Origin of the sequence: Leucobacter shiyiweii (assembly GCF_052446065.1) — a bacterium.
GTDB lineage: Bacteria > Actinomycetota > Actinomycetes > Actinomycetales > Microbacteriaceae > Leucobacter.
In genome coordinates, this window is record NZ_CM127080.1 from 1,319,480 (window position 1) to 1,330,800 (window position 11,321).

9 protein-coding genes are annotated in these 11,321 nt (G+C 60.4%); 4 read left to right on the top strand and 5 right to left on the bottom strand.

Annotation, left to right across the window (positions count from 1 at the left end; all coding sequences use genetic code 11):
* Position 1 precedes the first annotated feature (1 nt).
* From ACTNFJ_RS06140 to ACTNFJ_RS06150, 3 genes are all read left to right on the top strand, one after another.
* Entirely contained in the window at positions 2-3,202 is a 3,201-nt protein-coding gene (locus ACTNFJ_RS06140; RefSeq protein WP_435905526.1) for a beta-phosphoglucomutase family hydrolase, read from the top strand.
* Positions 3,203-3,393: 191 nt separating this feature from the next.
* Entirely contained in the window at positions 3,394-3,921 is a 528-nt protein-coding gene (locus ACTNFJ_RS06145; protein WP_435905527.1) for a hypothetical protein, read from the top strand.
* A 73-nt stretch (positions 3,922-3,994) separates the two neighbouring features.
* A complete protein-coding gene (locus ACTNFJ_RS06150; protein WP_435905528.1) occupies positions 3,995-5,506 on the top strand; it encodes a multicopper oxidase family protein in 1,512 nt (503 codons plus the stop codon).
* A gap of 262 nt (positions 5,507-5,768) precedes the next feature.
* On the opposite strand, the gene ACTNFJ_RS06155 is transcribed toward ACTNFJ_RS06150, so the two are convergent.
* From ACTNFJ_RS06155 to ACTNFJ_RS06165, 3 genes are all read right to left on the bottom strand, one after another.
* Positions 5,769-6,080, bottom strand: coding sequence for a metal-sensitive transcriptional regulator (locus ACTNFJ_RS06155; protein ID WP_435905529.1), 312 nt, complete (start codon positions 6,078-6,080; stop codon positions 5,769-5,771).
* Between the two features lie 187 nt (positions 6,081-6,267).
* Complete coding sequence (locus ACTNFJ_RS06160; RefSeq protein WP_435905530.1) at positions 6,268-7,299, bottom strand: type II glyceraldehyde-3-phosphate dehydrogenase; 1,032 nt, start codon at positions 7,297-7,299, stop codon at positions 6,268-6,270.
* 31 nt (positions 7,300-7,330) lie between these two features.
* Positions 7,331-9,313, bottom strand: coding sequence for a heavy metal translocating P-type ATPase (locus ACTNFJ_RS06165; protein WP_435905531.1), 1,983 nt, complete (start codon positions 9,311-9,313; stop codon positions 7,331-7,333).
* Between the two features lie 84 nt (positions 9,314-9,397).
* Between ACTNFJ_RS06165 and ACTNFJ_RS06170 the strand changes: the two genes are divergently transcribed.
* Entirely contained in the window at positions 9,398-9,646 is a 249-nt protein-coding gene (locus ACTNFJ_RS06170) for a hypothetical protein (protein ID WP_435905532.1), read from the top strand.
* A 106-nt stretch (positions 9,647-9,752) separates the two neighbouring features.
* Here the strand turns inward: ACTNFJ_RS06170 and ACTNFJ_RS06175 are convergent, their stop codons facing one another.
* Together ACTNFJ_RS06175 and ACTNFJ_RS06180 are read right to left on the bottom strand one after the other, a co-directional pair.
* On the bottom strand, positions 9,753-10,709 hold the full coding sequence (locus ACTNFJ_RS06175) for a cation diffusion facilitator family transporter (RefSeq protein WP_435905533.1): 957 nt from the start codon (positions 10,707-10,709) through the stop codon (positions 9,753-9,755).
* Between the two features lie 141 nt (positions 10,710-10,850).
* Entirely contained in the window at positions 10,851-11,207 is a 357-nt protein-coding gene (locus ACTNFJ_RS06180; protein ID WP_435905534.1) for a heavy-metal-associated domain-containing protein, read from the bottom strand.
* Positions 11,208-11,321: the final 114 nt, after the last annotated feature.

The following is an 11,321-nucleotide window of genomic DNA, read 5'->3' on the forward strand; positions in this document are numbered from 1 at the left end:
CATGACCGCTTCTCTTTCTGGTGGGCTTCCTCCACACGAGCGTTCCAGTCACCCCACCGCAGTGCCCTATGACGCCGTGCTGTTCGACATGGACGGAGTGGTGACTCAGACGGCCACCATGCATGCGGCAGCTTGGCAGGAGTTATTCGACACTGTCCTGGCGGACCCCAGGTCTCGTGCCGAGCCGGACTCCCGATTCGACCCTGATCAGGATTACCGGATTTATGTAGACGGACGGAGCCGAGCGGACGGCATCCTCGCTTTCCTGGCCTCTCGTAGCATCCAAGTTCCTGGGGGATCACCCGGCGATGCCCCGGATGCATGGACCGTGGCGGGGTTCGCTGCCCGGAAAGACGAACTGTTCCTAGCCGCATTGGCGCGTGACGGCGTCGAGGCCTACCCCGGAACCGTCGCACTGTTGGAGCGTCTCCGCACAGGTGGGGTCGCCGTCGGCCTTGTCACAGCTAGCCGAAACGCCATTATGCTGCTAGCTGATTTGGGATTGGACGGGGCGTTCGACGCGATAGTCGACGGCCGAATGGCCGGGGAGCTGGGCCTACCCGGCAAGCCTGACCCTGCCATGTTTCTCGAAGCGTCCCGGCGACTTGGGGTGCCGCCCCGGCGAGTCGCAGTCATTGAGGACGCCGTCTCGGGAGTGCGCGCAGCACGCAGCGGCGGGTTCGGACTCGTGGTGGGAATCGACCGGACGGGAGATCGAGAACAACTGGAGGCTGCAGGCGCCGACGTAGTTTTGGCAGACGTCAGCCAACTGGATTTGGGCGCCTCGCGCACTGACCCCTGGACGCTGAGCTACGAAGGATTCGATCCGGCCCACGAGGGCCACCGGGAGACCCTCACCGCATTGGGCAACGGTTATATGGCGACGAGAGGGGCGCGCCCGGAGCGAAGCGCCGACGGAATCCACTATCCAGGCACTTACCTGGCCGGTGTCTACAACCGCACGGCTGGCATCATCCACGGACGCGAGATGGAAGAAGAACACCTGGTCAATGTTCCCAACTGGTTGCCCGTGGACGTTCGTCTCGGCAACGGTCCCTGGTGGTCGACGGGCGAGCTCGATGTTCTGGAAGACCGGAGCGACCTTGACCTGCGCCGCGGCCTGCTGACCCGCTACTGCACGCTTGCCGGCTCGGGAGGGAGACATATTACGGTGGTACAGCGCCGTCTGGTCTCAATGAACAATCCCCACCTGGCTGCCCTTGAAACCACACTGACAGCACAGGGCTTCAACGGCCTAGTCAGCATCCGCACTGGCATCGACGCACGGGTGACCAATACCAACGTTCGCGACTATGCCGGCACAGGCGACGTTCATCTGAAGAATGCCGTCTTCAGCGAAACGGATGGCAACATCGTTTTCTGTGATGTCCAGACAAACCAGAGCCAAGTGGGCATCGCCCTCGCGGTGCGAACCGAATTTGACGGCCTTGACGCGACGCCCCACGACGCCGAAAACAACAACGGACTGTACCTGCGGCAGTTCGATCTGTGTCTGGTCGACGGAGATCCCGTCACGATGACCAAGACGGTGGCTGTGGCAACCTCCCGGGACGGTGCCATCTCGTCGCCGGCGACCGCTGTTTTGGCGGAGCTATCCCGCAACAGCGTCGGGTTTGACGCGCTGCTCGGTGATCACGAAGCGGCTTGGCACCGCCTTTGGAGCCGGTACGCAATCACCCTTGACTCAGACTGCCAATCTCAGCTAATCCTCAACCTGCACGTATTTCACGTGTTGCAGGCAATCTCGGAACACAGCGCGCTTCTGGATGCCGGCGTTACTGCGCGGGGATTGAATGGGGAAGGCTACCGCGGACACGTCTTTTGGGACGAGCTCTTCGTCATGCCTGTGATTGGGTCGCGCCTTCCGCAGGTGAGTCGTGCCCTGTTGGAATACCGGTGGCGGCGGATGGACGCGGCGCGAGCGGCCGCCCAGGCACAGGGCCTGAGGGGGGCGCTGTTTCCCTGGCAGAGCGCCAGCGACGGACGAGAGGAGACTCCTCGCTGGATCTACAACACTCGGTCAGCGCGTTGGATGCCCGACAACTCTAGCCGGCAGCGGCACGTCGGACTCGCCATCGCCTACAACGCGTGGCAATACTTCCAGGGCACCGGAGATCGAGAGTGGCTGGCCGCGCGCGGCGGCGAGCTGATCATCGAGGTAGTGAGGATGTTCGGGTCGATGGTTACATTCGACGCCGCCGCGAACCGGCATCGCCTGGCAGGAGTAATGGGCCCAGACGAGTACCACGACGGCTACCCCGATGCGCCGGGGGAAGGCCTGACTGATAGCGCGTACACCAACGTTCTGCTTTCCTGGGTGTGTGATCGGGCGGCCGACACACTGGCGGAATTAGCGGGGCACCAGGCCGATGATCTCATTAACCGGCTCCAGATTACCCCCGACGAGATTAGCCACTGGTCGCGGCTAGCTGGCTCGCTCGCCGTTTCATTCCATGCCGACGGAGTCATCAGCCAGTTCGATGGGTACGAGGACTTAATCGAACTCGACTGGCCCCACTACCGAAAGAAGTATGGCAACATCGGGCGGCTAGACCTGATCTTGGAAGCCGAAAACGATTCGACGAACCGCTACAAGCTTGCCAAGCAAGCCGACGTGCTGATGCTTATCTACCTGCTGGGACCGACCGGCGTGGTCAGCCAGCTGAACCGGCTCGGGTATCCCCTCAGCCAAGCTGACTTGAAACGAACCGTAAACTACTACATCTCCCGCACCTCAGAGGGATCCACGCTGAGCCGGGTCGTTCATGCCTCGGTTCTCAGCAGGTTCGATGAATCCCAGGCCTGGGCCTTGTTCCGCGAAGCGCTTGTCGCCGATTTGGACGACACCCAGGGCGGCACTACGCGCGAAGGAATCCACTTAGGGGCCATGTCAGGGACAATCGACATTATTGTCCGCTCATTCGCGGGGCTTCTGATCGAAGACAATGCGCTCTTCTTTGCCCCCAAGTTGCCCGCCCACCTGGGAAAAGTCGAGTTCCAGATTCACTACCGCGGACACCTCATAGACGTTGTTCTGAGTACCGAGAATCTTGCAATTAGGCTGCGGCCCAGTACCGCTTCGCCTGTCCAAATCGGGGTCCGTGGAAGATACGTCACCCTTTCGGGAGGGGAACAAGAGGAGTTCCAGTTGGCAGGGCACCAGGACGGTGGGACTGCCTGAGTAGCCGTGAGAAAAGACCGGCTGGATACCTCGACGAGAACGGGCTCTCCGAATCCAAGCCAAAATTCCGGAGGGTGCAACAACTTGAACGTCAGCTGTTATCCCGGCTGCGCCGGGAACCATCGGCCCGCCCGGTCACGGATGAGTTTTCGATTCTGATCTTGAGCTCGCAAATACCAGTAGGGGGTATCATGACTGAAGAGGAGGGTCACCACATGGGGTTCAGAGGCGCCGCATCACGCCGAAGAGCGATCTCAGTGCACACTGCGATTGTCTCGCTGGTGGCATTGGCAGCGGTGTTTGTCACACTCGTCCTCATGCACGGGATGAACGACACGCGCACCATGGTGGCACACGCCGGCGTGGTACCCGCTGAGACGGCCTTCTCGACCGACGCTGCCCAGACCCCCGGCGACGAACTGGACGAGCCTCTCACCGGTGTGTATGCAACGAGCCTGGTCGTTTCGTCAGCTCAAGACGACTTGGCACCGACTGATCCGATGCTTATGGATCAGGCCGAGGGAGGAGCCGGACCGTTTCTGGGCTTCGCGGTGTTCATTCTCTTCGTGCTTGTTTCGTTGGGCCTCGGCCTGCGCCTGTTGCCGTTCCGACGTGGCATTGTTACGCACCCATGCCCGCGCGTTCTCGTGCGGGGCGGCCCGGGAATCTTGGTCCGAACGTTCCCAATCCGGCTCGTGCTGTCGATCGATCGTAGATAGGCGTGACTGGGGTGCAGTCTCGCGCCCGACGTCCGCCACATCTGATCACTGATCGACGAAATGAGCTTCCCCTATGTACGAACGACGATTTCTCGCGCTGCCCCTAACCCGCCGGGCCGCGCTCGGCGCTGGACTTGCGGGTGCTGCGGCAGTCCTGTTGGCGGGGTGCGCCCCAACCCCCCGGTACATCTCGCCGACGGCCGCCGCGGTCGGTAGCGCGGAGACAGCCCGGAACTCCACCGGACGCGTGGTCACAACGTCGTTGCGCGCGCAGGCGACGACACTGGATCTCGCCGGGACACAGGTTCCGACGTGGAGCTTTGGTTCGATTCCCGCTCCCATCATCCGCGCGAACGTCGGCGACACCATCGAAGCGACCCTTATCAACGGGTTGCCCGAGGAGACCACCATCCACTGGCATGGTCTCGCACTGCGCAACGACATGGACGGTGTCCCCGGCATCACACAAAACCCCGTCGCGGCTAGCGATGAGTTCACCTACCGCTTCATCGCGCCTGACGCCGGTACCTACTGGTTCCACCCGCACGTCGGGACGCAGCTCGATCGCGGTCTCTATGGTGCGCTGATTATCGACGACCCGAACGAACCGCTCGCCTACGATGAGGAATGGGTAGTCGTCTTCGACGACTGGCTCGACGGAGTAACCGCAACCCCACCGGAGGTGCTCGAAGACCTTCGTGGCGGGATGGCCCCGATGCCGGGCATGGAGGGGCATGTCATGCGGATGGGTAACATGCTCATGGGCACGAACTCGGACCTCTTAGGCGGCGACTCGGGCGACGTCTTTTACCCGCATTACCTTATCAACGGGCGGCCGCCCGCAGACCCGGAGACGTATACCGCGCGCCCCGGAACGCGCGTGCGGCTTCGTATGATCAACGCCGGATCCGATACGGCATTTCGCGTCGCTCTTGGCGGTCACCGCATGACCATTACCCATTCCGACGGATTTCCCGTGGAACCTGTGGAAGTCGACGGGGTGCTCTTAGCAATGGGCGAGCGCTACGACGTGCTGGTGACCCTCGGAGACGGTGTGTTCCCCCTCGTGGCAGAAGCCGAAGGCAAGGGCGAACGCGCGTTCGCCCTCGTTCGCACCGGGACCGGAGGTGCGCCGGACTCGACCGTCGTGCTGCCCGAACTGAGGCGCAACATCGGCGTCGGAGCCGCCCTCCGTGCGGTGGAGAGCGTCGCGCTGCCACGGAAAACGCCAGACCGGGAGATCGCCGTGAAGCTGACCGGGTCGATGGAAAAGTTCAATTGGGCATTTGACGGCGTGCCCTTCGACCCCGCACAGGTGGAACGAAGCACTCGCGGCATTCGATCAGGAGAGCGCGTACGTTTGCTGTTCGAAAACACCACCACCATGTGGCACCCCATCCACCTACACGGCCATACTTACCAGCTACTTGATGGTGGCCCTCGCAAAGATACGTCCATCGTGCTACCGGGGGAAACTCTTGCCGTCGATTTCGACGCGAACAATCCTGGCCAGTGGTTATTCCACTGCCACAACATCTACCACGCTGAGGGTGGCATGGACGGCCTGATCTCATATGAGGCGTGACTGGGGCCGATGATGAGAACGAAGTGTTGTGCCGTGTGGCAGCCTAGTTGCCACAGCTACACATCACGCCGCTAAATAGGGTTCCCGCTCGTCCAAGAGATGGCCGCGACTGGTGCCCGAATTCGGGTCCCAGTCGCGGTGGCGTGTTGCGCATGCTGCATATCGACGATCCCGAGGGCGTGTCCTTGGTCCTTCATCATGACCTCGCTGCGTCATCTCGGAACGGCGGGTCTGGCACCTGTGAAAATCAAAGGCGACCGCCTCAAGAGCGGACGAGTCGGTTAATCGCGTCGGTGGCTTCTTTGATCTTTGCACTTGCTGCTTCGTCACCAAGTTTTGCGGCATCGAGAACACAATGCTTCAGGTGGTCTTCGAGTAGACCCGTGGCGACGCCCTGGATCGCGCGAGTGAGGGCACTGATCTGGGTGAGGATATCGATGCAGTACTGCTCTTCATTGATCATCTTCTCGATACCGCGTGCCTGACCTTCAATGCGCTTCATGCGCTGGAGATAGGCCTTCTTGTCCTCAATATAGCCGTGGTGATGGGCGTGAGGCTCGTTTGCCTCCGTCATGGGTATGTCCTTACTTCAAGCACTCCCAAACGGAGCGCGTATCGAATTTAAGAGGGCGGTCGATGCGTCGCACATAAAGTACAAGGACCATGGTAACCGTGACATCCGGATGAAACCCGCGGTCATCGGTAACACCCACCCCACAGGGCAAGGATACCGGCCGCGAATGGGTCAGCGATGAGTCATGTCACAAGAAATCGGCTCTCACACCGAGGGCTTCGTCGGTCATGCTCGTCGACTGCTCGCCTGTGCTCCGGCCCGATAGGGCGCGCACGGCATCAATATTCTCTGGAATCACGATGGCCTGATTGTCGACCGCAGAGACAAAGAAGAGTTCCTTTCCCTGAACCTTGAGGATGTCCTCCCACACAGCAACTTCGTACATGTCGCCGCGCGGACGGTGGATGTCATTCATCAACTCGATGATGCTGTTGAGTGCGACTACCCCCTCCGAGTGGCGAATGAACGCGATTCGCGGCATAGCACGGAGGGCGTGGAGGACTTCGTCCTTATCCGCAGCTCGCGTCAGATCGATCGTCCAGAAGTGCGCATGATTTTGGGTGTGAGATCCCTTAGCTGCGATTGTGGACACGTCCAGTTCCGGGATCACCGTCTGAGCGTCGGGCCCCTGATGGCTCGGGATCGATGATTCCGGGACAACTGTGTTCATGATGCCGGAGTGATCGGATTCCCAGGGGTCAGTAGCGCGCCGGATCAGTACCCCCCGAGCACGTAAGAGCAAATCGGCATTTCGCAGGGCGGCAAGTGTCCGGACGGCCGCCGTCGTGTTGCACGACACGACGCGCGTCGCATCCCTCCCCCTGGCAGTGTCGAAATTCACGTGGGCAACAAATGAATGACCAGGCAGAGTGTGGCTTTCACCACCTTGAAATACCGTCTTGACGCCGTGTTCGCGGTAGTGGTCGAAGTTAGAGGCTCCGAACCCAGACGGGGTGGCATCGACGACGACATCGACTTGGTCGAGCAGATCATGAAGATGTCCAGCGACCGGAAAACCTGCATCCCGCATGGCGGCTTCCGACTTGTGAGTCGCAGCGAACACAGGAATTTCCTGGGACACCGCAGTCTTGACACGGTAGTCAGCGGTGATGTCACCGATTCCGACCAGTTGCATGTCGGGTTGGAGGCGCACCGCGTCTGCAACCCGCTTCCCGATCACGCCGTAACCATTCACAGCTACGCGTATGGGCTGAGGCATCGGATCCTGCTCTCTGTTGATCTCTGATCGGCTAGCTCGACTGCGCGCCGACAAGGTCGCGCCGCTCACTCGCGCTTTTGCGAAGCGCGGCTTGCGCGCTCCGCTCAGGGCGCAAGTCCAGCCGTCGCAACAGTTGAGCGTTCAAAGCTACGACTAAGGTTGACACCGACATCAAGATGGCCCCGACCGACATTGGGAGCACGATTCCGATGGGCGCGAGAACCCCGGCCGCGAGCGGTACGGCGATTACGTTGTATCCGGTAGCCCACCACAGATTCTGCTTCATCTTGCGATAGCTCGCGTTGGAGAGTTCGACAATCGACAACACTGACCTGGGATCGCTGGAAGCGAGGATCACGCCCGCCGATGCGATCGCAACATCCGTGCCGGCACCAATCGCAATACCAACGTCGGCCTGAGCCAAGGCCGGCGCATCATTGACTCCATCGCCGACCATCGCAACCTTGCGGCCCTGACTCTGAAGTTCGGCGACCTTCGCGGACTTGTTTTCGGGGCGGACTCCGGCCAGCACGAGGTCAATACCCAAGTCGGCACCGACCTTGTTGGCCACTGCCTCTGCATCGCCCGTGATCATGACGACCTCGATGCCGAGGTTGTGCAGCGCGTCGACGGCATCACGAGACTCTGGTCGAATCTCATCGGCTAGTTTCAGTGCACCAATCACCTTGCCCTCCGAGAGGACGTGCAAAATGATCGCCCCCTCAAATTTCCATGCCTCCGTCGCTTCCAAAGGTTGGACCCCATACCGGTCCAGGAGGTGAGGACCACCCACGCTAATGCGCTTGCCATCGACGGTCGCGACGACTCCTTCTGCAGGAGCGGATTGGAAATGGTCTGCCCTTGGCACAGCGAGCGAGCGAGCCTTCGCAGCTCCGACAATCGCCTTCGCGAGCGGGTGTTCGCTATCGCTCTCGGCTGCCGCCGCGAGGGTAACGACTTCGTCCGCGCTCACGTCCCCGACAGCCTCTACTGCCGACACGATCGGCTCACCCTTGGTCAGGGTTCCCGTTTTGTCGAAGAGTACCGAAGTGACAGTTCGCATACTTTCGAGCGCGAGCCGGTCTTTGATCAGAACCCCGCCCTTTGCAGCTCGTTCGGTCGCGATGGAGACCACCAGTGGAATGGCCAATCCGAGCGCATGAGGGCACGCGATCACAAGAACGGTGATCGTGCGGATGACCGCGGCGTCAGGATTGCCGAACATTGTCCACACGACTGCCGTGATGATTCCCGCCGCGAGCGCGAACCAGAACAGCCACCCTGCCGCGCGATCCGCGATTCTTTGTGCCCTCGATGAGGAGTTTTGCGCGTCGGCCACGAGCCGCTGAATACCCGCAAGTGCAGTGTCGTCGCCAACTGCACTCACCCGAACTCGAATCGCAGTGTCGGTCGACACGGTCCCCGCGACGACGGAATCACCCGGTGCCCGGGTGACCGGCCGCGACTCTCCAGTTACCATCGCCTCGTCGATGTCGGCCGTGCCGCTGACGATTTCGCCATCAGCAGGAATGCGCCCCCCAGGACGTATCATTACGAGGTCACCCACGCGCAACGACGAGGGAGACACCTCTACGATGTCATCGCCTTCAACGCGTTCCGCCACGTCTGGCAGAAGCGCCGCGAGCGAATCAAGAGCGGAGGACGTTTGCGCGAGCGAGCGCATCTCGATCCAGTGCCCCAGCAGCATGATCACCACGAGAAGCGATAGTTCCCACCAGAAGTCGAGCGCGTGATCAAGCAACCCGAGGCTGGCGCCCCATGATGCGATGAAACCGACCGTGATGGCGAGCCCGATCAGCATCATCATCCCGGGCTTGCGGGCTTTGAATTCGTCAATCGCACCGGTGAGGAAGGGCCACCCGCCCCAGAAATAGACGACCGTTCCCAGCACCGGGGAGATCCACTGAACGCCAGGGAAAATTGGTAGGTCGTAACCGAGCAGACCCGCGAACATGGGGCTGAAGGCCACAAGCGGTATGGCAAGAACAAGCATGACCCAGAACAGTTTGCGGAATTGCGCCACATGGTCGACCCCGTGGCCGGCATGCGATCCGCCTTGATGGCCTGAGTGAGATGCATGATCTTCGTCTTGATGCGAACCGTGGTCGTGGCCGGAGTGAGACTCGTGTTCGGAATGAGCGCTACCGTGATCGCGATGCCGCGTTTCAGGGTCAGCACCGATTGGTGTCCCATGATCGACACCCTCTTGGCGATCATGGGCCGCGTGTTCAGAGTGATTCGTGGCGCTTTCGGCGAAATCGTTAGCCTGTGCGCTAGCTCGTTGAATTTCCTTGTCGGGGTGATGTTGATCATGCCCCCGGTGTGATTCGCTCATGATCTCCAAAATATACCCGTTAGGGGTATCTGGCAAGCGTAGAGATAGGTGACAGCTCGGACGTCTAGCCCCATATTCCTCCGCTCGCCCCCTTCGATCAGTCCGAGGTGAGTCTTGCAGTACCTCCCGCCCCGGTTAACCGGGTGAAGTCAATTTCGGAGGCGTTCTTGTTCGGCAGTGGGCAGACTTTCTCGACCTGGATCGTCGAGAAGTAGATGCCGAACTGGTCCTTCAATAGATCGGCGGCCTCAGCGAGGACCCGCTGGCCGTCCCGGGCAGGCTCGCCAACACGCAGATGAACGGAAAACAGATCCTGACCCGAGGTCAGCGTCCACGCGTGGGCGTGATGGACGTCTTCGACTCCACTGATGTCTGCCAACGCCTCCACGGCAGCCTCAACATTGACGTCCTCAGGAGCGCCTTGCAAAAGGATTCGTAGAGCTGACCGCAGGATCTTCCACGAGGCCCAGAACAGCACCAAGCCGAAGGCCATGCCCAACAGCGGATCGATAGCCAAGAACCCGGTGAAGCGGATGACGAGGGCGGAGATGATGATGATAATGCTGCCGACGAAAGTTTGCAGGATATGCCAGAAGGCACCTTTGAGGTTGAGATTCGTCTTCTGGCGTTGATACAAAAGCCAGAATGCAATCAGCTCGGTGACAATGCCTCCGGCGGCGACCCAGAGCATCACCGACGTGGGAAGCTCGACTGGGTCCATCAACCGCATCGCACCCATCCAGAACACGAAACCAGCCATGATGACCAGAAACACTCCATTGAAGAGGGCACCGATGATCTCCGCGCGAGCCCAACCATAGGTCTCACGACTCGTGGCCGGTCGACGACTCAGGCCAAGGGCGACCAGGGCGATCAGAACTCCACCGACCGCCGAAAACGTGTGGAAAGCGTCGGATATTACAGCCACCGACCCGGTCCACAGGCCAATCACCAACTCGATCGCAAAATAGACTCCGGTCAGCACTCCGGAGATCACCAGTGCCCGCGTGTCACCAGTAGTCGAGATGTGACCGCCATGTCCGGTCTGGGCCATGTGCCTTACCTTTCACTTGGGGCTGCACCACTATTCGAGGACACACCCACCAGAGAACTGTCATGTTTCGATCTGCACAATGCAGAGATACCCCCGGGGCGGCCCGGGAAGTCCAGCTGTACACGCGCTATGCCATGAGGACTAGGCGAGCGAGTACCCGGCCTCCTCAATTGCCATTCGCACCTGCTCGGTGTCAAGCTTCGCAGAACTGGCAACTCGAACCAGAGAGGTTCCGCCTGCGATGAGGTTCACATTCACGTCCGATACTCCTTCGATAGCGGCGAGTTCCTCTGTCACACTACTGACGCAGTGCGAACAAGTCATGCCTTCCACAAGAAAGTCGGAAACCACCGCTCCCTCCGGAATCGACGTCTTTTCTTTCGAATCCACCGAAGCGTTGCCCGGCGAGCAGCAGCTGCAGCCGGAATTCACGTTGCTGAGACCTAGATCACGGGATTCAATATTTACCATTGTCTTGTCCTTTCGTGGGTTGAGCATAGTTTCATGAGCGCATCACTCGGTCGATTGCCGCGCCTCACGAGGTCTGTCAATTACATTACACCCCATAGGGGTACTGGGTACAGGATTTAGGTTAGATTTGCGCGCGTCATC